This window comes from Cycloclasticus sp. (assembly GCF_019090545.1).
Classification (GTDB): Bacteria; Pseudomonadota; Gammaproteobacteria; order Methylococcales; family Cycloclasticaceae; genus Cycloclasticus; species Cycloclasticus pugetii.
In genome coordinates, this window is record NZ_JAHRVT010000025.1 from 1 (window position 1) to 23683 (window position 23683).

At 43.2% G+C, this 23683-nt stretch carries 24 protein-coding genes and 1 tRNA gene; 16 read left to right on the forward strand and 9 right to left on the reverse strand.

Translation table 11 applies throughout. The features are described 5' to 3' along the window. The first annotated feature begins 7 nt into the window (after positions 1-7). Together KUG63_RS04605 and KUG63_RS04610 are read left to right on the forward strand one after the other, a co-directional pair. A tRNA-Met gene (locus KUG63_RS04605) sits at positions 8-84 on the forward strand. Positions 85-243: 159 nt separating this feature from the next. Beyond that, positions 244-594, forward strand: a complete 351-nt coding sequence (locus KUG63_RS04610; RefSeq protein WP_015005148.1) for a hypothetical protein — start codon at positions 244-246, stop codon at positions 592-594. Between the two features lie 180 nt (positions 595-774). Here the strand turns inward: KUG63_RS04610 and KUG63_RS04615 are convergent, their stop codons facing one another. The 8 genes from KUG63_RS04615 to KUG63_RS04650 form a co-directional block, all read right to left on the reverse strand. Next, positions 775-1116 carry a DUF4405 domain-containing protein gene (locus KUG63_RS04615; RefSeq protein WP_015005149.1) on the reverse strand — a complete coding sequence of 114 codons (342 nt, stop codon included), beginning with the start codon at positions 1114-1116 and terminating at the stop codon, positions 775-777. 102 nt (positions 1117-1218) lie between these two features. Then, positions 1219-2523 (reverse strand): DUF2130 domain-containing protein, encoded by a 1305-nt coding sequence (locus KUG63_RS04620; RefSeq protein ID WP_287554230.1) that lies wholly within the window; start codon positions 2521-2523, stop codon positions 1219-1221. A gap of 107 nt (positions 2524-2630) precedes the next feature. Beyond that, positions 2631-3026 (reverse strand): VOC family protein, encoded by a 396-nt coding sequence (locus KUG63_RS04625; protein ID WP_287554231.1) that lies wholly within the window; start codon positions 3024-3026, stop codon positions 2631-2633. A 66-nt stretch (positions 3027-3092) separates the two neighbouring features. After that, positions 3093-3389: a 4a-hydroxytetrahydrobiopterin dehydratase gene (locus KUG63_RS04630; protein WP_287554233.1), complete on the reverse strand. Its 297-nt coding sequence runs from the start codon at positions 3387-3389 to the stop codon at positions 3093-3095. Positions 3390-3571: 182 nt separating this feature from the next. After that, complete coding sequence (locus tag KUG63_RS11870; RefSeq protein ID WP_083923775.1) at positions 3572-3760, reverse strand: SEC-C metal-binding domain-containing protein; 189 nt, start codon at positions 3758-3760, stop codon at positions 3572-3574. 143 nt (positions 3761-3903) lie between these two features. Then, positions 3904-4536, reverse strand: a complete 633-nt coding sequence (locus KUG63_RS04640; protein WP_287554236.1) for a cold shock and DUF1294 domain-containing protein — start codon at positions 4534-4536, stop codon at positions 3904-3906. Positions 4537-4636: 100 nt separating this feature from the next. Further along, positions 4637-5230 carry a hypothetical protein gene (locus tag KUG63_RS04645; protein WP_287554238.1) on the reverse strand — a complete coding sequence of 198 codons (594 nt, stop codon included), beginning with the start codon at positions 5228-5230 and terminating at the stop codon, positions 4637-4639. Positions 5231-5316: 86 nt separating this feature from the next. Beyond that, positions 5317-5574, reverse strand: coding sequence for a hypothetical protein (locus KUG63_RS04650; protein ID WP_287554240.1), 258 nt, complete (start codon positions 5572-5574; stop codon positions 5317-5319). A 668-nt stretch (positions 5575-6242) separates the two neighbouring features. Between KUG63_RS04650 and KUG63_RS04655 the strand changes: the two genes are divergently transcribed. From KUG63_RS04655 to KUG63_RS04665, 3 genes are read left to right on the forward strand one after another with little or no spacing between them, the layout of a single operon-like run. Further along, entirely contained in the window at positions 6243-7655 is a 1413-nt protein-coding gene (locus KUG63_RS04655) for a cytochrome ubiquinol oxidase subunit I (protein WP_016390952.1), read from the forward strand. After that, a complete protein-coding gene (gene cydB, locus KUG63_RS04660; protein ID WP_016390951.1) occupies positions 7648-8667 on the forward strand; it encodes a cytochrome d ubiquinol oxidase subunit II in 1020 nt (339 codons plus the stop codon). The genes KUG63_RS04655 and cydB overlap by 8 nt, the downstream gene beginning before the upstream one ends. Further along, positions 8648-9238: a DUF3365 domain-containing protein gene (locus KUG63_RS04665; RefSeq protein ID WP_277642437.1), complete on the forward strand. Its 591-nt coding sequence runs from the start codon at positions 8648-8650 to the stop codon at positions 9236-9238. Before cydB ends, KUG63_RS04665 begins: the two co-directional genes overlap by 20 nt. A 136-nt stretch (positions 9239-9374) precedes the next feature. Here KUG63_RS04665 and KUG63_RS04670 read toward each other — a convergent pair whose 3' ends face one another. Next, positions 9375-10592 carry a DUF711 family protein gene (locus tag KUG63_RS04670; RefSeq protein WP_287554241.1) on the reverse strand — a complete coding sequence of 406 codons (1218 nt, stop codon included), beginning with the start codon at positions 10590-10592 and terminating at the stop codon, positions 9375-9377. Between the two features lie 588 nt (positions 10593-11180). Here KUG63_RS04670 and mraZ point away from each other — a divergent pair. Genes mraZ through murC form a run of 11 tightly spaced genes read left to right on the forward strand, consistent with a single transcriptional unit; the run spans position 11181 to position 23683 of the window. Further along, on the forward strand, positions 11181-11636 hold the full coding sequence (gene mraZ / locus KUG63_RS04675) for a division/cell wall cluster transcriptional repressor MraZ (RefSeq protein WP_015005168.1): 456 nt from the start codon (positions 11181-11183) through the stop codon (positions 11634-11636). Beyond that, complete coding sequence (gene rsmH / locus KUG63_RS04680) at positions 11636-12571, forward strand: 16S rRNA (cytosine(1402)-N(4))-methyltransferase RsmH (protein WP_015005169.1); 936 nt, start codon at positions 11636-11638, stop codon at positions 12569-12571. The genes mraZ and rsmH overlap by 1 nt, the downstream gene beginning before the upstream one ends. Beyond that, positions 12571-12849: a cell division protein FtsL gene (gene ftsL / locus KUG63_RS04685; RefSeq protein WP_015005170.1), complete on the forward strand. Its 279-nt coding sequence runs from the start codon at positions 12571-12573 to the stop codon at positions 12847-12849. Before rsmH ends, ftsL begins: the two co-directional genes overlap by 1 nt. Further along, positions 12846-14585 (forward strand): peptidoglycan D,D-transpeptidase FtsI family protein, encoded by a 1740-nt coding sequence (locus KUG63_RS04690; RefSeq protein ID WP_015005171.1) that lies wholly within the window; start codon positions 12846-12848, stop codon positions 14583-14585. The genes ftsL and KUG63_RS04690 overlap by 4 nt, the downstream gene beginning before the upstream one ends. Next, positions 14582-16135: a UDP-N-acetylmuramoyl-L-alanyl-D-glutamate--2,6-diaminopimelate ligase gene (locus KUG63_RS04695; protein ID WP_287554243.1), complete on the forward strand. Its 1554-nt coding sequence runs from the start codon at positions 14582-14584 to the stop codon at positions 16133-16135. Before KUG63_RS04690 ends, KUG63_RS04695 begins: the two co-directional genes overlap by 4 nt. After that, positions 16123-17523: a UDP-N-acetylmuramoyl-tripeptide--D-alanyl-D-alanine ligase gene (locus tag KUG63_RS04700; RefSeq protein ID WP_073024774.1), complete on the forward strand. Its 1401-nt coding sequence runs from the start codon at positions 16123-16125 to the stop codon at positions 17521-17523. Before KUG63_RS04695 ends, KUG63_RS04700 begins: the two co-directional genes overlap by 13 nt. Next, a complete protein-coding gene (mraY, locus tag KUG63_RS04705; RefSeq protein WP_015005174.1) occupies positions 17514-18596 on the forward strand; it encodes a phospho-N-acetylmuramoyl-pentapeptide-transferase in 1083 nt (360 codons plus the stop codon). The genes KUG63_RS04700 and mraY overlap by 10 nt, the downstream gene beginning before the upstream one ends. 11 nt (positions 18597-18607) lie before the next feature. Then, on the forward strand, positions 18608-19993 hold the full coding sequence (murD, locus tag KUG63_RS04710; RefSeq protein WP_020933077.1) for a UDP-N-acetylmuramoyl-L-alanine--D-glutamate ligase: 1386 nt from the start codon (positions 18608-18610) through the stop codon (positions 19991-19993). Beyond that, positions 19990-21186: a putative lipid II flippase FtsW gene (gene ftsW, locus KUG63_RS04715; protein ID WP_015005176.1), complete on the forward strand. Its 1197-nt coding sequence runs from the start codon at positions 19990-19992 to the stop codon at positions 21184-21186. Before murD ends, ftsW begins: the two co-directional genes overlap by 4 nt. Continuing rightward, on the forward strand, positions 21171-22232 hold the full coding sequence (gene murG / locus KUG63_RS04720; protein WP_015005177.1) for an undecaprenyldiphospho-muramoylpentapeptide beta-N-acetylglucosaminyltransferase: 1062 nt from the start codon (positions 21171-21173) through the stop codon (positions 22230-22232). The genes ftsW and murG overlap by 16 nt, the downstream gene beginning before the upstream one ends. Then, positions 22229-23683, forward strand: coding sequence for a UDP-N-acetylmuramate--L-alanine ligase (gene murC / locus KUG63_RS04725; protein ID WP_015005178.1), 1455 nt, complete (start codon positions 22229-22231; stop codon positions 23681-23683). Before murG ends, murC begins: the two co-directional genes overlap by 4 nt.

Here is a 23683-nt window from a genome sequence, read left to right on the forward strand (position 1 = left end):
AAAGTATGGTCATGTAGCTCAGCTGGTTAGAGCACGGCATTCATAATGCCGGGGTCGGTGGTTCAAGTCCACCCATGACCACCATTTCAAGTTTTGCCTTCAAAAATTACGCAACTTTTACTACGCGACTCTTAAAAAGAGCTGTTGGTTTTGCTTGCTTATCATTTACAGCATTATTTGGTTTTCAATGTTATTTGCGTACTATAGTTACTAAACGACGGCACGCAAAAAAAGGAATTAGTGATGAAAGAAGGGATCAACTACACCGCGTTATGTTTCACGATAGCGATAGCTATTTTCTTAGGCAATGGTCTGCTTTTTTTAGCAGAAAAAGCGTGGAAGACTTATGAGTTAAGAGTGGCTGCTCAACTGATGGAAGAGTCAACTGCAAGAATGAAGGTTGAATCTGCTAAGCGAATGGAAGAATTGCAAACCCAAAATCGCGAAAGAAAAAGAATCGCAGTTATTGAATCAGCTAATCAAAAGAACGTTCAAAGAATTAAGCGGGAAACCTGCGATTTTTGGGCGGCAGAATATAGCAAATCCAGAACATCGTACAATAAAGCCATGATGGACTCGGCTTGTGGTCGCTAAATACAGCGTCAGCAACCTACCATAAGACTTTGTCACCTATTTTGGTAACCTAAACTTCCGCTGCTAGCATTGCCGTGTGCGAAAAAAGCGCGAGCTGTGAGTTATTCAGCTCACGCTTTTAGATTTTTGCAGGGTCTTTTTCATTACTGTGTTAGCGCAGCGACCTGTGTGGCTACTTAATCACTCGTGTGACTCAGCTTCGGCGGCCAACTCGTCCATAGGTATTGCGATTTCTGGTGGCACTTCGTTATAAATAACTACGCCATATAACCCGATTAATAAAATAATCATTAGGCCGCCAAACACGGCTACTGATTTATTTTTGATGTAATGGAGGATCGATTTAAAGTTAAAACTTAGGTGCGCCAGAACCGCCAGTATCATGATTAGGCCAAACAGTTTATGCACCGGATGCATTTGAATCGTGAAAGATGGCTTCTCAATAACAAACATCAAAAGCCCCGAGGTGGACATGGCGATAAACGAAACAAAAAGGGCTACGGCGACAATTTTCCTGAACATATTAACTCTCCAATTTTTAGTGTGTGACTGATCACGTTTGAACTGAGCTGACCATACTACAGCGTGCATCTAAACGAAACGATATAATGCGGGCCATGTTGGCTAATCCTTCCTAAGCGCTTCAAACTTAGCGGCCATTGTGGGGTTCTTTTTCGTTAACTTTTTAACGGTTAGGTCGTCTGCTTTGTTGTTGGCTAAGCGCAGGTTGTTTTCTGAGCCAAGAAGGGCATCCTTAGTTTTCTGAAGGTGGTCGATTGTTTTATCAATTTCGGTAATGGCGGTTTTAAACTTTTTAGATGCTAAATCGTAATTTCGCGCAAAGCCTGTTTTAAATGCATCAAGTTCTTCTTCAAAATGAGTAATATCAACATTTTGGGCTTTTACAATGGCCAGTTCTTGTTTGTATTTCAGTGAGTTTTGAGCCGCATTGCGTAGCAACGTTATTATTGGAATAAAGAACTGCGGCCTAATAACGTACATTTTTTTGTAGCGATGTGAGACATCAACAATGCCCGAGTTATACAGTTCACTATCGGGTTCTAAAAGGGACACAAGAACAGCGTACTCACAATTTTTTTCATGTCTGTCTTTATCGAGTTCTTTGAGAAAATCTTCGTTCTTTTTCTTAGTCGCCGTTTCGTCACTTTCATTCTTCATCTCAAACATGATGGAGACAGTCTCAATGTCATTCTCATCTTTATCGCGGAAAATGTAGTCACCTTTGCTGCCAGTGCGAGCATCATTGTCTTTTTCAAAATAAGATTTAGGGAAAGCAGTCGGCCGGATACGGTTAAACTCTGTTTCACAATGTTGTTCAAGCGTTTCGCCAACCATTTTGGTAGACAGGCGCGCTTTCATGTCTTTCAGGCGTTCAATCGTATCTTCAAGGTCATTAATACGTGTTTCGTATTTATCCTTTAAGGATATTTCTGACATTGTTTTTTCACTTTCTTTCGCGCTAAGTACGGCTTTAAGGTGTTGAATCTCTTTGTCTTTCTCCGCAGATGTTTTTTGTAGCTGATTGGAGTGATTTGCCGCTGCCAGCTCAGACGCGGCTTTTTTTTCTAGCTCGGCTTGCCTTAATCTATTGGCTAAATCATCGCGTTCCTTTTCAACTGCTTTAACCGCCTCAGAAACAGCCAGCTGTTTTGACGTATCACCTGCCTCTAACCTTGCTTTCAGGTCTTGTATTTCTGCATCTTTGGCAGCTGATTTTTTTTGCGCATCGTTCGTTGCTTGTTGTTTGGCCAGCTCGACGGCATTAATTTTTTCTTTTTCAGCAATGTCTAAGCGCTCATTTAGCTGCTGTGTAAATTCGCTATCACGAACCTGCTTCACGATATCCGCGTACCCAGCTTCATCAATCTTGAATGCTTTTTTACATTCAGGGCAATGTATATCTTGCATGGTATTTGTTCCTTTGTTGGTGTCTTTTGGTGGTCGCTACTGTATTGTTCTGTTACGTTTGAAGCTTGGTTTTAGCCCAGCTGATAATTGTTCAAAATAGCTATTTGTTAACGGTTTGACGGTTGATGAAACTCAATAACATTTTTATCAGGGTCTCTAATAAAAAAGAACTGTGCGCCTTCAAACTCAACTTCTTCAGTAATGGTAATGCCCAATTCTTTTATAATCTTTCGTGCAGATTCGATATTCGTTACCTGTAAGGCTACATGAGTGTAACCCGTATTTTTTGCGGCAATATCCATCAGTACATTTTCTGTGCAATCAGAATCTGCGTTGAGAATAAAGTTTATATTAATACCAGATGGGTGCTCCATAATGGCAACAGGTTCCGGCCCGATAGGGCCAGCGATAAATTCAAACCCCAGTTGCTGGTAGAAATGTCTAGAGGCATTCAGGTTTTTAACTCGTAACCCAATATGATTGATCCGGGTAATTTCTTTCACCGTGTATCTTCCCTATTTATTTAGGTTTTTGTTTACCGCCTGCTTCAGCAACAGTTTGGAGTGTTTTTATAGATTAGTGAGTAGTTTATTCATCTTTTCCGCTAGCTCAAAATCCAGTTCGCTTAAACCGTCAACATCATGGGTCGTCAGGCTGATATTAACTTTGTTATAAACGTTAAACCATTCAGGGTGGTGGTTCATTGCTTCAGCTGTTATTGCGGCAGAGGCCATAAAACCAAAAGCCAGTGCAAAATTAGGAAACGTACACTCTCGGTAAAGCTTGCCTTCTTTTAAGCCCCAGCCTTTTATTTCGCCATTTTTCAAACGAGATTCGGCTTCCGTTAATGAGATTAGTTTTTTCATGGTAATCACTACGCCTCTTAAGTTATCAATCGGTTTTGGTTATTGGGGAATGGATGCCTATTTTTCGGTGTTCAAAAATAAGCAGCACATCAATGCTTCCAACATATTGAAACCTAAGCTTTTTATCCCGCGATTATGTTGTGCCTTGTTGTGCTGTTTGGTGTAGCAAAAATTAAAATGATTTATGCGTTTTTACCGCAACACTTCTTATATTTACGGCCATTACCGCAAATGCAAGGGTCATTACGGCCAATTTTTGGTGTCGCTCTGGTTATAGGTGTTTGTGGTGGCGGGCAGCAACTGGTGTCATTGCAGCTAGACTCTTTTGGCGCTACAGATGGGGTTGATAAATTATGGCTACTTTCATTCATATGGGTTATTCACTCTTTGTTGAAATTAAAATACAGACTGTAATTATAAACCTATAGCGAGCCTATACAGCGTGCGCCAATTTTGAAATGCTTGAGCGATTTATTTTCTATATTTCTCTAGAATATTTTGCCTTGCTTGCACATTAGCCATTAAATAGTGGATAAATCACATTGTTGATGACGTTTATTCCCTTCTCCGTGTGGATCCAAAACAAACCACTTAAATTCAAAATAATAGTGACCCAATAAACACGTTTAAACTCTTTTTTGCTCGACTTGTGGCGCAATTTCTTTTGAGCAAAAAAAGCACCCGGCCAGCCTCCAATTATTGAAAGTAGATGCAGCGTGCTTTCTTGTATTCTCCAATGGTTGTTTTGAGCTGCAGATTTATCAATTGCGTATGTGGCAAAAGTAATAAGGCTCATCACAATATAAATGCTGGTGATAATTAGGGGTAGCTTGCCAAAATAAGTTGAGGTTAATAGCGCTGCGCAAAAAAGCGCTATAAAAATTTCACCAAAATGACAGCCTTTTTTTGCTTGGCTTCTTTTCTTTAAATCTCTAGCATCACGAGCAAATTGAATATTGTCAGCTTTATAACGGTTATTATTGTCCTGAACTAATTCGTACACAATAACTTCGCCATTAACAGGTCGACGTGAACGAGGTTTAAAAGCTTTAATATGCACGAAAGCGCGTTTGCCTCCATCATTTGGCTCGACAAAACCAAAACCCTTCTCATCATTCCAGTTTAAAACTTTACCTTGAAATTTCATGCTCTCGCTTTAATTTGGCTAATGATATAGCTCACTTGCCGACAAAAGAATAGTGGAGAGCAGCGAAACACGCTTTTGGTGGTCAAGTGCCAATGCCTTGTTATAAGCCAAAATGAACGCCTAGAGAGTTGGCTGCTCTAAAAGCACCAAAACCAAATAGCACAAAGGAAGAAAGTACAATAAGTATATTGAAGGCATTTATAGAATGTCCTAGCTTGGGCGAGTCACTTGAGAATGCTAATTGCGACAAATAGGTGGTACCTGTAGCTAAGGCCGCGCAAAGCACACCTAAGCAGAATATAAAAATTGAACTTGTAAGGCTATTTGCAACAACTTCCGTTGTTGGGCTTTTCCATATTTTACCTGTAAAAGCCAAAAGTGCTGCCGCTGCACCACCGTTTATCAGCATGCTTGCTTTTAGAGCTGATTGCCCTGCAGTTATGACAGACTTAAACATCTCTAGAGAATGAGCAGTCTCATTATTAGCATGCGCTATATTTCGGTCGTTTTCAGCTTTGAATTTAGCCAATTCTGCTTCATGATTTAGTGACTTATAATATGTGTCATTCTCAACGTCTTTATCAAATAACATGAGGTAATTCTCCATAGCATCAATAGATACAGTCGAGTGCCCCTGTTCCTTCGTCTGGCTTAGCGCCTCTCTTATTTCAGTAATTACTTCAATTGCTTTCATCTGGTGCCATGTTGGATTGACTTATAAAGCTTAAAATAAGATTCACGTGGTTTTTACGCTTCGTATTTGACTTTTTTGTTGTGAATCTAAGACGGCCTGAAACACTTGAATACCGTGCCCATTGCCTGTGCGTCAGGGGATGACCATGTGCCAACATTTAGATCGGAGTGTGTAACGGTATCGGCATTTGGATACCTTTGGGCAGCTGCATCTCGTAATCTATTTTTTATTTCCATTACTTGCTGATTTCTATCCCATAGCATAACTATGTTAGCATCAACTTGAACTTGACCAAGCATCTCGCAATTTGAAAGGTGGGCGGAATCAGATGGTGTGATGAACACTCTTTCTCCCGTTGTAACTATGCTTGCGCATCCATTTAATAACGCCATTACCATGATGGTAATTGATAGTATATTATTCATACGATCCTTGTTTAAACGTAAGTTTATGCCTATTTAACCTAATTGTATCAAGTAAGCCGAAGCAGTTTTCCACGTATTAAATAATATAGATAGGTGAATAATACTTCCATGTATTTTTATATTAGCAGCTAAACGTAAATAGGCTGTTGGCTTGTAATATAGTGAGTTGTTATAGCTGAATATAACACAACTATTTTTACAGCATGGCACTGTTAACATGGGGTCGTAATGACCGGCGTTGTTATAACGATTTGATTTGGGAGGGAAGGTTATTTTGGGTAAGGTGGCGGATAAAAACTGCGGGTGTCGCCCTAAGGCTTAATTTTCCACCTTCTCAGGTTGTTTGTTATAGCTTTTTTAAGGCGCGGGTATTTAGCGCAGGCACTTTCTTTTCTTTTTGAGTTTTAGGCTTCTTGCTCTCCAATAATTCTGCAGTCGCCATATTGCATCCACCTTTAGCTAGTTGAGTAGGCGTTTTCACACGGGCCTTTCGTCTATTTGCTATTGTGGGTTTAGAGGAATATTCTATAAATGTTGATCAGCTTTTATAGCAACTGGTGACCGTGGAAAAATAGAGGATAAATATTATGTTAGCACTTGAGCTTGACCCTGTATTACTGGCGCGTATTCAATTCGCCTTCACGATTAGTTTTCACATTGTTTTTCCGGCATTCACGATTGGCTTGGCAAGTTGGCTTGCTGTTGTTGAGGGGCTGTATCTGAAAACAGGCAAAAATGTTTATAGAGAAATCTACAAAATGTGGATTAAGATTTTTGCGGTGTGCTTTGGGATGGGTGTTGTCTCGGGTGTTGTGATGTCCTATCAGTTTGGTACTAACTGGTCTGTTTTTTCCGATAAAGTTGGCAATGTTATTGGGCCGCTTCTAGGCTACGAAGTGCTAACAGCGTTCTTTTTGGAAGCATCTTTTCTTGGCATTATGCTTTTTGGTTGGGGCCGTGTGAGCAAGAAAATGCATTTTGTTTCCACCTTAATTGTAGCTTTTGGCACGCTTGTTTCCGCGTTTTGGATTTTGTCAGCCAATAGTTGGATGCAAACCCCTCAGGGTTTTGAAGTAAGGGCCGATGGTTTGCTGTATGCCACAAATTGGATGGAAGTTATTTTTAACCCATCTTTCCCTGTGCGTTTTCTTCATATGGTAACAGCAGCCTATCTGACAACCGCTTTTGTTGTAGGCGGGGTTGGGGCCTATTATTTATGGCGAAAAATCCATGTTGAACACGCTAAAGTGATGTTTTCTATGGCGATGCTGATGGCGGTGTTTGTTGCACCAACCCAGTTGCTTATAGGCCATGCACATGGTGAAAACACAATGGAATATCAGCCTATCAAGGTGGCTGCGATGGAGGGAAACTGGGAGCGTGGTGGCAATAAACCGCTGTACCTTTTTGGCATACCGAATGAAGAAACCGAAAGTACAGATTATGGTATTACTATTCCTAACGGCGCTAGTTTGATCTTAACAGGTTCTGCAGAGGGGGTTGTGCCTGGGTTGAAAGAGGTCGCAAAAGAAGATCGCCCTCCGGTGGCTATTGTGTTTTGGTCTTTCCGCGTTATGGTTGGCTTGGGTGTGGCAATGATACTAACGGGTATTTTGGCTGCCATTTTATATTTCAGAAAACGCTTGTTTGATGTTAAGTCCTTTCAATTATGGTGCATGGCAATGATGCCAAGCGGGTTTATAGCATTGTTAGCTGGTTGGTTTGTAACGGAGGTAGGACGCCAACCCTTTACGGTTTATGGCATTGTTAGAACGGCGGAGAGTATTTCTCCAGTTATCGCAGAACAACTGGCCTTGAGCTTAGGTATTTTTGTTGTGGCTTATACGCTGATTTTTGGCACGGGTAGTTATTATATTTTGAAATTAATTGGCAAGGGGCCCAACCAAGATAAGTCGGGTAATGGCTATTATGAACACGGGCAAGAGGCGGTTGCACCTAATCTAGCCAGCAACATTGGAAAGGAGGGTAAAAATGTTTGATTTATCACCATGGCTAGACCTACCTTTAATATGGGGCGCTTTAATCGCAACAGCTGTTTTTATATATGTCTTGTTGGATGGCTTTGATTTGGGCTGTGGCATATTATTTCCATTTGCGCCTAGCGATAAATGCCGTAGCAAAATAATGAATTCGATCGCGCCGTTTTGGGATGGTAACGAAACGTGGCTTGTTCTTGGTGGGGGCGGTCTTTTTGCGGCTTTTCCAGTTGCGTATGCGATAGTGATGCCGGCACTTTATTTACCCGTTATTTTAATGCTGATAGGGCTCATTTTTCGTGGTGTCGCCTTTGAATTTCGTTTTAAAACGGAGGGAAGAGACCGCAAACTATGGGATGTGTCTTTCCACGTTGGCTCGTTATTGGCTGCGTTTATGCAGGGCGTAATTTTGGGTAATTTTGTACAAGGCTTTGAGGTTGTTGAGCGAGGTTTTGCCGGCGGTCCGCTTGACTGGGCTAATGGGTTTGCAGTAATAACAGGTATTTCGCTAGTGTTTGGCTATGCGCTGATTGGCGCAACATGGCTCATATGGAAATGTGAGGATGATACCCAGCGCTGGGCACGTGCTGTGGCGCGATATGTTATCGGCTTTGTAGCATTGGCAATGGGCTTAGTGAGTTTGTGTATGCCATTTATTGACGAACGCATTCTGACGTTGTGGTTTTCTATGCCCAATATGTTTTTTCTGGCACCGGTTCCTATTATTACGTTTTGCGCTTTTGTTTTACTTTGGAAAGACTTACATAGCGAGCGCGAGATTCGTCCGTTTTTGCTCACCATCTTCATATTTTTACTCGGTTATGTGGGGCTAGGTATCAGCTTGTTTCCATGGATTGTTCCGTTTAGTTTTACCCTTTGGGATGCGGCCGCTGCCTCAACATCGCAATCATTCTTATTAGTTGGAACCGCGGTGTTTTTGCCCATTATTTTAGTGTATACAGGATATAGTTATTACATATTTAGGGGTAAAGCTGATGATAAAGCCATGTATTAAAAGCGGGCTAATTGTTGCGTGTTTATTGTGTTATGCAGTCAGTTTTGCACAAGAGCCTGTCTTTTCTTATGTTGAGGAAGCAAGAGGCATTACCCAGCAATTTCAACAAACATTAAAGCAGGAATTACAGGCGGCGATTAAAACAGGTGGTTTAAAAAAAGCCGTCGATGTGTGTAGTCTTCGCGCACCTGAAATTGCAGAAAAAATGGCAGACGAAACAGGCTGGGCAATAGGGCGTACCTCTTTAAAAACACGTCATCAAAACAATAGGCCCACAGCGCAAGAAAAGGCGGTTTTAGACGAGTTTGTAAGCAGGAAAAGTGCGGGTGAAGACCTTGCAGAAATGGAATGGTGGCAACAGCAGGGCACAAGCATAATGTATATGAAGGCAATTCCAATGCAGGGCTTGTGTTTAAGTTGCCATGGCATAACGGTAGAGACCTCACTTAAAAACCATATCAAGGAGCTCTACCCTCGCGATACCGCGATGGGCTTTAAAATAGGTGAGATTCGCGGAGCATTTAGCTTGCAAAAATATATAGAGTTAGCTAATGGACAAATTGTTAAGTAAATATTTATCGCCTAAACAAAAACAATGGGCATGGTTTGTGATTCTTTGGTGCTTTGGTTTGTTCTGCGTTGTGAGTATGGGCGCGGTGATCAAATTTATTATGAACATTTAGTGTTATTTCATAACTTCAACATGTTTATAGGTCAAAAATACGTGTTGAAGAAAAGTAATCAAAGTTGAACTGAGTCAATTCACCTGCTTGTTGCCCAGGCACGGGTAATAAACGGACGGTTAAAGGTTTATTTAAGGACAGAGACAACATCGCTGTGTCTCGCATTAATCCCTCAATTTTTTTCTGAGGTGTATTGCCACTAACAGGGATGACATCCAAGCCGGTACCGCCAACAGCTGCGCAAGCCAATAGCGTTGCGATATTAAAATTCTCACTGATAGCGTTTTGTGCGAGCACTGCATCTTCTAGTGGCAAAAGCATGACCGCACAGTAGCCGGCGCGATTAAAGTTAGCGGCATCCAAGCTTTGTTTGATTAAACCAATGGCTGCCATTGTGCTGGGGCCACCAAAAGGTTCGTTTGTGAGCAGTTCCACAATACGACCAAAAGAACGAGGAATGCTTGGGTAGGGTGATGGCGTCATATCAATGCCGCGGTAGGTTATATTAGTGAGCGCGGCAGCTTCGGTTCCCAGCTTATCAAGCGTTGCTCCGAGGCGGTTAAACGTGGCTGTTAAGGACGGCTCTGCTAACCAGCGCTGTTCAGTATTATCAAAGGTTTCTAATAAGTCGACAAGGATATCTGCGGATTCGATAGCCATTGAAAAGGCGGTTGAGCTGTTTCCATCGTGCCAAGCGGCAGGAAAAAACGGGCTAAATGCTGGCATATTGGCGACCATGCAATAGCGTAAATTACCAAAACCGTCTTCTTTGATGGTTGAGTTATCCACCACGACTTGCGCTGCAGGTGGCAGGCAGTCTGTTTTGAGTCCATTTGCCTGATCGGCCAATTGTACGGAGGTAAATACCCAATCAGTTGCCTCAATGATGGCAGGGATTCCAGCCATAAGTTGTTTGAGTAAGCTGTTTTCAGTGCTTGCCTCGTCAGTGCTTAAGCTTGCTCCAAGTGTCCCTAGGGCTACATGTTTAAAGCCTGCTTGATTGGCAACTTGTTCGTACTGGCTGGCAAACAAGGCTAAATGCTCAGCGCTGGCGCCTTCGGGGAAAATTTTTTCGAGTGGTTGGCTGGCTAGGCGTAAACTTTGCACGGCAAAACCTGCGTCAGTAAATAACTTTTTAACCTGCAAGGCTTGTTTGCCGAGAGGTGCAATTTGTTGCTCCATCTGTTGTTTGTCGGTATTGATTGGCAGTTCAGTGAAAAAGGTAAGGGCGCGAATTTCCATCTGGTCTCCTGAGTAAAGCGTTGTGCAGCGATTAAATGTGTATTGGGAGTCTTAATAGGTTGATAGTTAATATATCAGAACCGGTGAGTGCCAGTGCATAGCTAAAAAGAAACCCCTTCAGATGGTTTAGCAAATTTGTGTGTTTGCTGGCTGTTTTTAAGAGCGATGGGCTTGCAACGTGATGGTATCAATGGGTTTTAAAATGAAGGGGCTTTTTTTGTGAATGAGAACATGCGTTTTTGAAATTAAAACCAAACAATAATGTCATTATTATTCAATAGGTTACGTTTTTATGGCACTGCTTGCCGATCATCTGCTTGTTCCGCAATATTTCTTTATCAGAAGGGTTTAACAAAAGAATTTCTAGTATTTTCTTTAATAAAGCGATGCAAGCCAATGATTTTTATTGCCTTTATTGTTTATTTAAATGTGTTTTCCAATGGCCTTTATAAACCCTAGCTAAGTGTTTGTTCGTAAAGAAAGTATTTATGGAATGGGAAACTTGACAGAGTGGTATTTTCATCCTTATAGTGCAAAAAAGTGGGGTAAAGTGGTAGAAAAGGGAATAAATCAAATAAGGGGCCGGTTTTGTTTAGAGGGGTTAATAACGTGACGTTGGATGCAAAGGGGCGATTGTCTATCCCTACGCGTTATCGTGCGCAGTTGAAAACCTCTTGTGATGGGCAAATGATGATGACGGTTGATCGTGAACATAGTCTCTTATTATATCCCTTGCCGGTTTGGGAGGATATAGAACGAAAATTGATTAAATTGCCTACCCTAAATAAGCAAGCCAGACGTTTGCAGCGTTTATTAATTGGGCACGCAACCGAATGCGAATTGGATGGGCAGGGCCGAGTGCTTGTGTCGCCACCCCTACGAGAATTTGCTGGACTGGATAAGAAAACAGTCATGATAGGACAGGGAAACAAGTTCGAAATTTGGAATGAGCAGACATGGGTCACTAAGCGTGACATATGGTTTGAAGAGGAGAGTGCAGAAGACGGTGAGCTTTCACCTGAACTGGGAACCTTGTCGCTTTGATGTCTACTGGTGAATTACATAAGCCGGTTTTATTGGATGAAGCGATAGAGGGGCTGATACGACAAACTGATGGGGTTTATATCGATGGAACCTTTGGTCGTGGTGGTCATAGCGGGTCAATATTGCAGGTCTTGTCGCCTCAGGGGCGCTTATTGGCCATTGATAAGGATATGGATGCTGTGAACTCCCCCCAAGCACAAGCCTTATTAAAAGACGAACGATTTGAATTAGCGCACAGTAGTTTTGCACAGATGGAGCAATTGGCACAAGAACGGCATTGGGATGGCGCGGTTGATGGTATTTTGCTAGACCTTGGTGTGTCGTCCCCCCAGTTAGATGTTGCAGAACGTGGCTTTAGCTTTATGAAAGATGGGCCTTTAGATATGAGAATGGATTCAACGCAGGGCGAGTCAGCAGCGCAATGGCTTTCTCATGTTGAAGAAGGCGAGCTGGTTAAAGTGCTAAGGGTGTATGGTGAGGAAAAGTTTGCTCGTAAAATTGCAGCAGAAATTGTTCTTCAGCGCAAGGAAACGGCGATTGAAACAACGGCTCAATTAGCGGCATTAATTGCAAATGTTGTGAAAAGGCGAGAACCCGGCAAACATCCTGCAACAAGAAGCTTTCAAGCCATTCGAATTAAAATTAACAAAGAACTCGATGACCTTGAGCAGGCCTTGGCAAGCTCATTGAGTATGTTGAAACAAGGCGGCCGCTTAGCCGTTATTAGCTTTCATTCGTTAGAAGACAGAATTGTGAAACGGTTTATACGTGAGCAGTCGCGTGGAGAGATCGTTCCTCGCCATCTTCCAATGCCGTTAGATGCTAAAAAGCCGGTGTTAAAAGTGGTGGGTAAGGCAATTAAAGCGTCTGCGAATGAAGTAGCGGGTAATGTTCGAAGTCGCAGCGCTGTATTACGTATTGCAGAGAAATTGTAATGGCAGATCAAAGTCTAGCAGGTATTACAGTTATTTTATTGGTGTTGGTGATGGTGTCGGCATTGGCCGTTGTGTACGTGAAATATGATGCGCGTTTAATGTTTAATCAGCTACAAAAAGAATTACGAGAACAGGATAGGTTGGGCGTTGAATGGAATCGTTTGCAGTTAGAGCAAAACACTTGGTCATCAAATAACCGAATAGAAAAACTAGCTCGTACAAAGTTAAATTTACAGGCGCCTACGTCGGCACAAATTGTTTACGTAAAAGTTAAATGAAGTATTCACATCAACAATCTAATAACACTGTGCAGAAGGTTATTGTGCCTGAGTTGGCGGGGCGTCGCCGATTTATTCTGGCGTGTTTTATGTTGATGATGTGCGTGCTGATTTATCGGGCAATTGATTTACAAGTATTAAATAATAGTTATTTGCAAAAGCGCGGAGAAGCGGTTCATTTGCGTGACATCAAATTACCTGCTTATCGTGGAAAAATTACAGATGTAGGTGGGCACGCGTTGGCCATTAGTGCACCAGTGAGTTCTGTTTGGGTGAACCCGCAAGAGTTGGAGCTGGGCACTAAAAAGAAAGAGTTTGCAAAGCTGCTTGGTTTGAAGGTTAGCGCACTTGATAAGAAGCTTAAAAAAGTAGCCTCGAGGCGGTTTGTGTATTTGCGTCGCCATATGGATCCACAGGTGACGGCAATGATTGATCAGTTGCAATTACCAGGGGTGTATTTACAAAAGGAATATAGGCGCTATTACCCTGATGGCGAGGTGGCAGCACATCTTGTTGGCTTTACAAATATTGATGATGAAGGGCAAGAGGGCCTTGAATTAGCCTGGGATGAATCATTAAAAGGCTCAGCAGGTGCCGAGCGTGTGCTTCGTGATGGCAAACGCAGAATGGTAAAGCATGTTGATAACATACGTGCGCCTATTCCCGGTCAAGATATTCGGCTAACGATAGACCGGCGTTTGCAATATTTAGCATACCGAGAGTTAAAGGCGGCCGTCGCGCAGCAAAAGGCCACGTCTGGTTCATTAGTGTTGCTGAATGCTGAAACTGGCCAGTTGTTAGCAGTGGCAAACCAGCCTGCCTTTAATCCAAACGATCGTTCTAAGATTAAAGCGAGTCATGTTCGTAACAGAGCCTTTGTTGATTTGTTCGAACCCGGTTCAACAATGAAGCCCTTTACCGTTGCGGCAGGCATGGAATCGGGTGTCTTTGATGCTTCTACCGTGATTGATACCAACCCCGGTTATATGCGAGTGGGACGTAGTCAAGTGCGGGATCACCGTAATTACGGTGAAATAGATTTAGCAACGCTACTACTTAAGTCAAGTAATGTGGCGTCAGCAAAAATTGCTTTGGGCATTCCTGGCGAAAAGTTATGGGGTATGTTGAATAGTTTAGGGTTTGGTCAGTCAGCAGGCCTTGGGTTTCCGGGAGAAGCTCGTGGCAAACTAGTTGGCTATGAGCAGTGGCGGCCGATTGAAACGGCGACCTTGTCATTTGGTTATGGTTTGTCTACCTCGGCATTGCAATTAGCACGTGCTTATTCGGTTATTGCGAATGAAGGTGTTTTAGAGCCGATTTCGTTAGTGGTTGATGAAGCGGCTGCTGAAAGTGTGCGGGTGATGAGTCCAACAGTTGCTAACAGTGTGCGCAATATGATGCGCGGTGTGGTTACTAAAGCGGGTACAGCGCCCAGAGCAAAGGTGTACGGTTACTCGGTTGCCGGTAAAACAGGCACTGTAAAAAAAGCGATCGCTGGTGGCTACGCAGAAGATAAATACTTAGGTGTGTTTGCAGGCATGGCGCCAGCTAGCGACCCAAAATTAGTAATGGTTGTGGTGATTGATGAGCCAAAAGCAGGCGATTACTATGGTGGTTTAGTGGCCGCACCAGTATTTTCCAGAGTGATGTCTGGGGCGTTACGCTTAATGAATATTGCACCGGACAACCTCGATAAGGCAACCGTGTTTGCATCACTTGAAAGAGGTATTCAATGATGCCAGCTAAGCAAAATTCTTCGTTGCTGCCTTTGCAAACCGTGTTGGACGGCTTGTTGGAGGTTGACTCAGACTTACGTATTGCAAATTTGAGTGTAGATGCGCGCAATATTCAAAAAGATGACGTATTTATAGCAGTCGCTGGTTCACAAAAGCATGGCCTTATGTACGCAGAACAAGCGATACAAGCTGGCGCCGTTGCGATTATTTATGACCCTGAAGCAGGGGGTGAATTTTTAGCCGAGAAAGTAAAAAAAGCACATAGCATTTCCCTCTTTAAGCTTGCCAACCTTGGTGAGCATATCAGCATCATGGCTGCGCGTTTATATCAATTTCCATCGAAGGAGTTATCTGTGGTCGGGATTACTGGCACCAATGGTAAAACCTCGGTGAGCCACTTTATTGCTCAGGCATTAAATGTACAGACAAATTCATCCGCTATCATCGGTACCTTAGGCTGGGGACAGGTTGATGATTTAAAGAAAACGATCAATACCACTCCAGATGCAGTGAGTGTTCAGCGGCAACTGGCGACTTTACGCGACGAAGGCATTGCAACCGTTGCGATGGAAGTTTCTTCGCATGGTTTAGATCAAGGGCGGGTTAAGGCGGTTGCGTTTAAGGGCGCTGTGTTCACAAATTTAACACATGACCATTTGGATTATCATCAAACCCTTGAGGCTTATGGTGATGCTAAATTAACCTTATTCAAATGTCCTTCATTAAGCTTTGTTGTTCTAAATCGGGATGATGCCTTTAGTGAGCGGATTAAAAACGCACTGTCATCAAGCGTTAAAGTGTATTCATTCTCAAGGTCAAGCTGCTATTCAACAGTTGAAAATTGTTTGTTTATCTCTAATGAACGATTGCTAGCAACGGGCTTATCATTCGAGTTGTCTTTTAATGGGTGTACTGTTCAAGTTCACTCTGAACTGTTTGGTGCTTTCAATATTGATAACCTTGTTGCAAGCACTGCTGTGTTAATAGCAATGGGTGATGAATTGAGTGTCGCCGTTGCTAAGGTTGAAAAGGTGAAGGCCGTTGAAGGGCGTATGCAACGGGTTTTAGTTGAAGGGGCTAAGCCCGAAGTGGTGGTTGATTATGCGCATACACCAGATGCCTTAAGGCTTGCTTTGCAAAGCTTGCGTCAGCACTGCAAAGGAACCTTAAGATTGGTTTTTGGCTGTGGCGGTAATCGGGATGAAGCAAAGCGTCCACTAATGGGGGCCATAGCGGATGAGTTAGCCGATAGTATTGTTATTACAAATGACAACCCACGTTTTGAATCAGCTGAAGCGATCGCTGAGCAGATTAAAGCAGGCATTAGTCATGTGGCTAAGCTGACCGTTATGCTTGATCGTGGGCAGGCAATACAGCAAACCATTGCAAGTGCCGCTAAAAACGACATTATTTTAGTGGCCGGTAAAGGGCACGAAGAATACCAACAGATACAGAATGAAAAAATAGCTTTTAGCGATGTTGCACAGGTAAAAGATGCATTAAATGCAAGCGTGTTGAGCGAAGAGGGAGGTCACGGATGCAAACCATGAGCCTTCAGCAAGCAGCGGTTATCACTAAAGGGCACCTTGTGGGTGAAAACGTGAGCTTTAATGCCATTAGTACAGACACAAGAAAGATCCAACAGGGTGATCTTTTTGTTGCCTTACAAGGTGAAAATTTTGACGCAAATGATTTTGTAGAACAGGCCAATAAGAACGGTGCAGTGGCGGCGATTGTTAGTGCTGAGATAAGTGTTGATATGCCATATGTGAGAGTAGATGACACTTTATTAGCTTTAACGCAGATCGCAAAAGAACAACGCAAGGCGCTGGATATCCCCTTGGTCGCTATTACGGGCAGTAATGGCAAAACCAGTGTAAAAGAAATGTTAGCAAGCATTTTAAGCGGTTCGAATAAAGTGCTAGCAACAGAAGGTAATCTGAATAATCAAATAGGCGTGCCGCTTACTTTATTAAGGCTAACCGACGAACATGATGTTGCAGTGATTGAAATGGGCGCAAGTCATTCAGGTGATATTGCGCATTTATGTGATATTGCAGCACCAACCGTGGCGATTTTAAATAATGTTGGCTCAGCGCACTTAGAGGGGTTTGGCAGTATTCAGGGGGTTGCCAACGCGAAAGGTGAAATTGTTTCAGGAGTTAGTGAAACAGGGACGGCGATTCTTAATCAAGAAGAGCCTTGGTTAGACCAATGGCTGGCGTTACTTGGGAATAGACGTGTTATTCGTTTCGGCTGGTCTGATAATGCCGATGTGTGGGCAGATATTGAATCGGTACAAACGGGTATTTTTAACGGTCAATTTAAAACGACTTTTATTCTGCATTATCAGCAAGAACAGGTCGAAATTCAGCTAAACCTTATCGGTACGCATAATGTTCTAAATGCACTTGCGGCGGCCAGTGCAGCCATCAGTTTAGGCGAGTCGCTCACTGATATTAAAGAAGGGTTAGAGCGACTGATGGTGGTAAAAGGTCGGATGCAATCATTAAAAGGCGTTAATAACAGTGTTGTTATTAATGATTGCTACAACGCAAACCCTAAATCATTTGAAGCAGCCATGGCCTGTTTAAAAAATATACAGCAACCTGTGTGGTTAGTGCTGGGTGATTTTGCAGAGCTTGGGACTGAGAGTATGCAGATTCATCGGCAGTTAGGTGCAGACATTGAAACCAGTCATGTAGAGCGTTTTTATGCTGTCGGTGAGCAGATGAAAGCGGCGGTGAATGAGTTTAATAAGCACAGTAAGTCGCCAAATCGGCAGGCGGTTCACTTTTCTACTAAAGACGCGTTGGCAGTGCACTTAGAGCATGAGCTGAGTGCGGATACAGTGATTTTGCTAAAAGGCTCTCGTTCACAGGGTTTAGAAACTATTGTTGAAAAAATAACACTTAAAGAGGACAGCGTATGTTGTTAATGATTGCAGACTGGCTGTCTGAATACCACAGTGGTTTTAGAGTGTTTCACTATCTGACGATGCGTTCGATTTTAGGCACGTTAACGGCGTTGTTTATCGCCTTTCTTGTTGGGCCAACCATGATTCGTAGGTTGACGTTTCATAAGATAGGTCAGGCGGTACGTGATGATGGTCCGGAAACACATTTTAAAAAAGCGGGCACGCCAACAATGGGCGGGACGTTAATTTTAGTAGCCGTTGGTTTGAGTACCTTGTTGTGGGCTGATCTTTCCAATCGATATGTTTGGGTCGTGTTGCTGGTTACCCTGTTAACAGGGGTAATAGGCTTTATTGATGATTATAAAAAAGTAGCCTTGCAAGACCCCAAAGGCTTGTCGGCGGGTAAGAAATATTTAGGTCAGTCAGTGATTGCCTTATCGGCGGCGTTATTTTTGTATTACACAGCGGTATCGCCCATTGAAACGACACTGTTCGTACCATTTTTTAAAGATGTAAGCCTTCAACTAGGCTGGTTCTTTGTTCCGTTGACTTATTTTGTGATCGTTGGTACCAGTAATGCGGTTAATTTAACCGATGGTTTGGATGGCCTAGCGATCATGCCGACAGTCTTAGTCGCAGGTGCGTTGGGTATTTTTGCGTATTTATCTGGGAATGCACAATTTGCTCAATATTTGGCGATTCCTAGCTTACAAGGAACGGGTGAACTGGTTGTGTTTTGTGGGGCGATAGTGGGTGCAGGTATGGGCTTCCTATGGTTTAACGCTTACCCCGCAATGGTTTTTATGGGAGATGTGGGTGCGCTGGCGTTAGGGGCTGCCTTGGGGGTTTTAGCAGTCTTAGTACGCCAAGAATTGGTGTTAATCATCATGGGCGGTGTGTTTGTGATGGAAACGGTTTCGGTCATCTTGCAAGTAGCCTCGTTTAAATTAACCGGTAAGCGCATTTTTAGAATGGCGCCTATCCATCATCATTTCGAGTTAAAAGGCTGGCCAGAGCCAAGAATTATTGTTCGTTTTTGGATTATCACCGTTATTTTGGTGTTAATCGGGTTGTCTACGTTAAAACTAAGATAATGGAAGCACTGATGCAAAATGATTTTCACTATCAACGTTTAGGTTTAGCCCGTTTGGGCTTGGATCAAGATGGCGTGCGTGTACTTGTTGTGGGTCTGGGCGTGACCGGTTTATCGGTGATTAGATTCCTGCAACAAAATCATATTGAAGTGGCTGTGGTTGATAGCCGTGAAACTCCGCCTGGTTTAGATGTGGTTGAAGAATCATTTCGAGATATTGCGGTGTTTACTGGCGGTTTTGATCATGATTTTTTTGAAGCAGCGACGCATATTATTGTGAGTCCTGGGGTGACGTTGGAGGAGCAAGAAATTCAAGCAGCATCAGAACGTGGTGTGCCTGTGTTTGGTGATATAGACCTTTTCGCGGTGTGTGTAGATGCGCCTGTTGTAGGTATTACTGGTTCAAATGGAAAAAGTACCGTGACTACCTTATTGGGACAGATGGCTGAAAAAGCTCAATGGGATGTTCGAGTCGGTGGAAACCTAGGGACACCGGCTTTAGATTTGTTAACCGAGAAAACGGCCGACTTGTATGTTTTAGAACTATCTAGTTTTCAGCTTGAAAGAACCTCTCAGCTTAAAGCTGATGTGGCGGCGCTGCTGAACATTAGTGATGACCATATGGATCGTTATCGCAGCGTGGTTGCTTATTGTGATGCGAAACAACGAATCTTTTTTGGTGAGGGCGTAGCGGTTTTTAACCGTCAAGACGAGATGGTTAACGCATTGGCATTACCATCGGAACGTCAAGGTGTTTCATTTGGCTTGGATCAGCCTAATGGTGATCATTATGGTCTGCTATCGGTGGACGGCGGAGAATGGTTGTCAAAAGGTAGTGAGCCTATTTTGCAAGTTGCTGAGTTAAAAATTAAAGGCACACATAATATTCAAAATGCTCTAGCTGCGATGGCGATGGCCGATGCGCTAAAGATTCCAGTAGCGGCTCAACAAATAGCATTAAGAGAGTTTTCAGGCCTTAGTCATCGAACGCAATGGGTGACTGAGTTAAAGGGTGTTACATGGATAAATGATTCTAAAGCCACCAACCCAGGAGCCTGTTTAGCGGCGCTAAATGGTTTGCCTGCTCCAATTATTCTAATTGCTGGCGGTGATGGAAAAGGCGCTGACTTTAGTTTGTTGAAGCAGAGTATTCAGTCAAATGTTTCATTGGTTATATTGCTTGGGCGTGATGCTAAAAGGTTTCAGCAAGAAGCGGTTGGGTCAATACCTTGTGAATTGGTTGCTAATATCGAAAAAGCCGTTCAACTAGCCGCTGAGCATGCAGTATCTGGAGACACAGTATTATTGTCGCCTGCTTGTGCATCGCTGGACCAATTTGCAAGTTATCAGCAACGTGGTGAGCATTTTATGACGGCTGTGGAGGCGTTAGAACGATGAGTGCTGCGATGTTAAGCGTAGGAGATTCTTCACGAGTGGCAAGACGCGGCCGTTACTATTTAGATGGCTGGATGTTATTTGCGGCGATAAGTTTGCTTTGCATTGGTTATGTGATGGTGGTGTCGGCTTCATTACACATTGGCGAAAGAGTGTTCGACAATATTTGGCATTACCCTGCACGTCAGGCGGCACATATTGTTGTGGGTTTGATCTTGGCGTTTGTCATGGCTAATGTTCCATTATCGGCATGGGAGCAAAGTGGGCCTAACCTAATTTTGGTAGCGATCGCCCTACTGGTCTTGGTGTTTATTCCGGGTATCGGCGTGAAGGTAAATGGTAGTTACCGCTGGATTAATTTGGGCGTAGCTCGGCTTCAAGTCTCAGAAATTGTAAAGCTTGTTTGTATTGTTTATATGGCAGGTTTTTTAACGCGTCATGTTCATGTTGTCCGCGAGTCTATCAAAGGGGTAATACGCCCTATGCTACCGCTAGGTGTGGTGTTCGGTTTGTTGTTGGCTGAGCCTGATTTTGGTGCAACTTTTGTTATTGGCTTTAGTGTGATGTGCATGATGTTTTTAGGGGGTGCACGTCTTATAGAGTTTTTGACCCTTGTGTTGATGGGAGTTGTATTAGGTGTACTGGCGATTGCTTCTTCAACTTACAGAATGGAACGAGTGACAGCTTTCATGGATCCTTGGGCAGATCACCTAGGTTCGGGGTTTCAGCTGGTTCAATCGCTTATTGCAATGGGCCGTGGTGAATGGTTTGGGGTAGGGCTAGGTAGTAGTATCCAAAAGTTGTTTTATTTACCAGAAGCGCATACCGATTTTATTTTTGCGGTTCTCAGTGAAGAATTGGGTTTTATAGGGTCTAGTGTAGTGATTTTGTTATTTGGTTTATTGCTATGGCGTGCTTTTCAAATAGGTAAGGCCGCAGAGCGATTAAACCTAAGATTTTATTCATTATTAGCTTACGGTTTAGGTGTCTGGATTGGCCTGCAATCGTTTGTAAATATTGCTGTAAATATGGGTGTGTTACCGACGAAAGGGTTAACCTTGCCTTTAATGAGCTATGGTGGAAGTAGCATGATTGTAATGTGCATGGTCGTGGGTTTGTTGTGCCGTATTTACCATGAAACGCAACAACAGTACATGTCTCAATTGAAAGGAGGCGCGGCATGGCATTACGCATAATGATTATGGCGGGTGGCACAGGTGGGCACGTCTTTCCAGCCTTGGCTGTGGCAGATTACTTACAGAATGCTGGACACATGGTTAGCTGGTTAGGCACCAAAAAGGGCATTGAAGCAACAGTAGTGCCGGAAGCCGGTATTGAAATTGACTGGTTAAGCGTATCCGGTTTGCGAGGCAAAGGTCTGCTGAGCTTATTGCTAGCGCCAATAATGTTGTTAAAAGCCTGCTATCAGGCCGCTAACATCATTCGTCGTCGTCAACCCGATGTGATATTAGGGCTGGGTGGTTTTGCCTCAGGCCCTGGTGGTTTGATGGCTTGGTTACACAAAACGCCGCTGGTTATACATGAACAAAACCGGGTGCCAGGTACAACAAATCGTTTGTTAAAAAAGTTGGCTAAGCGGGTATTAGAAGCCTTTCCAAATAGTTTTGATGAACAGACAGGCGCTATCTTTACAGGTAACCCAGTTAGAAAAGAGTTGTTAGGCGGCTCGGTGGGTGAGCCAAAGAAAAACACAAATATTTTAGTCGTTGGTGGCAGCTTGGGTGCATCGGTATTGAATGAGGTGGTGCCTGAGGCATTACAAAGCCTACAGGCTAGTTTAAGCGTTAACGTTATTCATCAGGCAGGCAAAGCGACCATACAGATTGCTAGAGAAAAATATAGTGAGGCGGGTGTTGCAGCAGATATTCGAGAGTTTATTGCGGATATGAAGCAAGTATATCAATGGGCTGATATTGTGATTTGTAGGGCAGGAGCAATGACCATTTCTGAGTTAGCAATAATGGGCTTACCTTCCATTCTTGTGCCACTGCCGCATGCCATAGATGATCATCAAACTAAAAATGCAGCCTACTTAGCAGATGCAGAGGCGGCTGTGTTGATGCCGCAGTCGACACTGACATCACAGAACCTGTCAGAAACATTAAAGGCCTTGCTTACTAATGAAAATCAATTATCAGATATGCGTAAAAAAGCACGGTCGTTAGCAAAACCAGAGGCAACAGAATTAGTTGCTAATGCTTGTTTGGAGGTGGCTTTATGATGCCCAATACGCATAAACATTATTCAGCGCACTTAGGTTTTGGCAAACTTAAGCGTATTCATTTTATCGGCATTGGTGGTGCGGGAATGAGTGGCATAGCCGAAGTGTTGATCAACCTTGGCTATGAGGTATCAGGGTCAGATATTCGTAATAGTAAAGTAACTGAGCGATTAGCGAACCAAGGTGCGACCATTTACATCGGGCACATGGCCGAGAATGTAGACGATTGCGATGTAGTGGTAACCTCAACAGCGGTTCAAAAAGACAATGCAGAAGTTGTTGCTGCGAAAGAGCAACGTGTGCCGGTTATTCCGCGCGCTGAAATGCTTGCGGAATTGATGCGGTTTAGGTTTGGTATTGCAATTGCCGGTACGCATGGAAAAACCACAACAACTAGTCTATTGGCAGTGCTGATGACAGAGGGGCAACTGGACCCTACCTTTGTGATTGGTGGTTTGTTAAACAGTGCAGGGTCAAATGCAAAACTGGGTGAAAGCCATTACTTGGTTGCAGAAGCAGATGAAAGTGATGCGTCATTTTTACACCTTCAACCCATGATTGCAGTGGTCACCAATATTGATGAAGACCATATGAGTACATACGGTGGCGATTTTCAGCAAGTGAAAGATGCCTTTCAGTCGTTTTTACATCAATTGCCATTTTATGGTTTAGCGGTGATGTGTGTTGATGATGAGAATATACGCGAATTGGCGCCATCGATTGGCAAACCTATTTTGAGTTATGGCATTGATCAAGCGGCAGATTTTCAGGCGTTGAATGTAAAACAAGAAGGCTTTCGAACACATTTTAATTTAAAGCGTTTGGGTAATAAGGGGCAGTTACCGTTAACCTTGAATATGCCGGGTAAACATAATGTTTTAAATGCTCTGGCGGCAATTGCAGTGGCCAGTGAGTTGGGCGTATCTGATGAGGCGATTGCATCTGGCCTGAATCACTTTAAGGGTGTTGGACGACGCTTCCAAGTGAATGGCGAAATAAAGCGAGAAGGTGGTTCAGCTTTATTGGTTGATGACTATGGGCATCACCCTCGTGAAGTTATCGCCACCATTAAAGCTGTGCGTGAAGGCTGGTCAGACAAGCGCTTGGTTTTGGTTTTTCAACCACACCGTTACTCTAGAACACACGATATGTTTGAAGATTTTGTCGATGTGTTAAATGAGGTGGATGTATTGGTATTACTTGACGTGTTTGCTGCTGGTGAAAAACCAATTGCTGGTTCTGATGGGGCAGCCTTGAGTAAGGCCATTCGGCAACGAGGAAAAATTATTCCTGTATTCGTCAAGGATATTCAGCAACTCCCCGATGTTTTAGATGGCGTTTTATTAGCCAATGACATTGTGGTGACTTCTGGGGCCGGAGATATTGGTGCCGCATCTGCAAAGTTAGAAAAACAGTTAAATACTCTAAGCGACCTTGGGCAAACGACCTAG

Excerpts from the sequence above, each read along its gene's own strand:
- KUG63_RS04610 (WP_015005148.1), top strand. The coding sequence starts at position 244 with ATGAAAGAAGGGATCAACTACACCGCGTTATGTTTCACGATAGCGATA.
- KUG63_RS04615 (WP_015005149.1), bottom strand. The coding sequence starts at position 1,116 with ATGTTCAGGAAAATTGTCGCCGTAGCCCTTTTTGTTTCGTTTATCGCC.
- KUG63_RS04620 (WP_287554230.1), bottom strand. The coding sequence starts at position 2,523 with ATGCAAGATATACATTGCCCTGAATGTAAAAAAGCATTCAAGATTGAT.
- KUG63_RS04630 (WP_287554233.1), bottom strand. The coding sequence starts at position 3,389 with ATGAAAAAACTAATCTCATTAACGGAAGCCGAATCTCGTTTGAAAAAT.
- KUG63_RS11870 (WP_083923775.1), bottom strand. The coding sequence starts at position 3,760 with ATGAATGAAAGTAGCCATAATTTATCAACCCCATCTGTAGCGCCAAAA.
- KUG63_RS04640 (WP_287554236.1), bottom strand. The coding sequence starts at position 4,536 with ATGAAATTTCAAGGTAAAGTTTTAAACTGGAATGATGAGAAGGGTTTT.
- KUG63_RS04645 (WP_287554238.1), bottom strand. The coding sequence starts at position 5,230 with ATGAAAGCAATTGAAGTAATTACTGAAATAAGAGAGGCGCTAAGCCAG.
- KUG63_RS04655 (WP_016390952.1), top strand. The coding sequence starts at position 6,243 with ATGTTAGCACTTGAGCTTGACCCTGTATTACTGGCGCGTATTCAATTC.
- cydB (WP_016390951.1), top strand. The coding sequence starts at position 7,648 with ATGTTTGATTTATCACCATGGCTAGACCTACCTTTAATATGGGGCGCT.
- KUG63_RS04665 (WP_277642437.1), top strand. The coding sequence starts at position 8,648 with ATGATAAAGCCATGTATTAAAAGCGGGCTAATTGTTGCGTGTTTATTG.
- KUG63_RS04670 (WP_287554241.1), bottom strand. The coding sequence starts at position 10,592 with ATGGAAATTCGCGCCCTTACCTTTTTCACTGAACTGCCAATCAATACC.
- rsmH (WP_015005169.1), top strand. The coding sequence starts at position 11,636 with ATGTCTACTGGTGAATTACATAAGCCGGTTTTATTGGATGAAGCGATA.
- ftsL (WP_015005170.1), top strand. The coding sequence starts at position 12,571 with ATGGCAGATCAAAGTCTAGCAGGTATTACAGTTATTTTATTGGTGTTG.
- KUG63_RS04690 (WP_015005171.1), top strand. The coding sequence starts at position 12,846 with ATGAAGTATTCACATCAACAATCTAATAACACTGTGCAGAAGGTTATT.
- KUG63_RS04695 (WP_287554243.1), top strand. The coding sequence starts at position 14,582 with ATGATGCCAGCTAAGCAAAATTCTTCGTTGCTGCCTTTGCAAACCGTG.
- KUG63_RS04700 (WP_073024774.1), top strand. The coding sequence starts at position 16,123 with ATGCAAACCATGAGCCTTCAGCAAGCAGCGGTTATCACTAAAGGGCAC.
- mraY (WP_015005174.1), top strand. The coding sequence starts at position 17,514 with ATGTTGTTAATGATTGCAGACTGGCTGTCTGAATACCACAGTGGTTTT.
- murD (WP_020933077.1), top strand. The coding sequence starts at position 18,608 with ATGCAAAATGATTTTCACTATCAACGTTTAGGTTTAGCCCGTTTGGGC.
- ftsW (WP_015005176.1), top strand. The coding sequence starts at position 19,990 with ATGAGTGCTGCGATGTTAAGCGTAGGAGATTCTTCACGAGTGGCAAGA.
- murG (WP_015005177.1), top strand. The coding sequence starts at position 21,171 with ATGGCATTACGCATAATGATTATGGCGGGTGGCACAGGTGGGCACGTC.
- murC (WP_015005178.1), top strand. The coding sequence starts at position 22,229 with ATGATGCCCAATACGCATAAACATTATTCAGCGCACTTAGGTTTTGGC.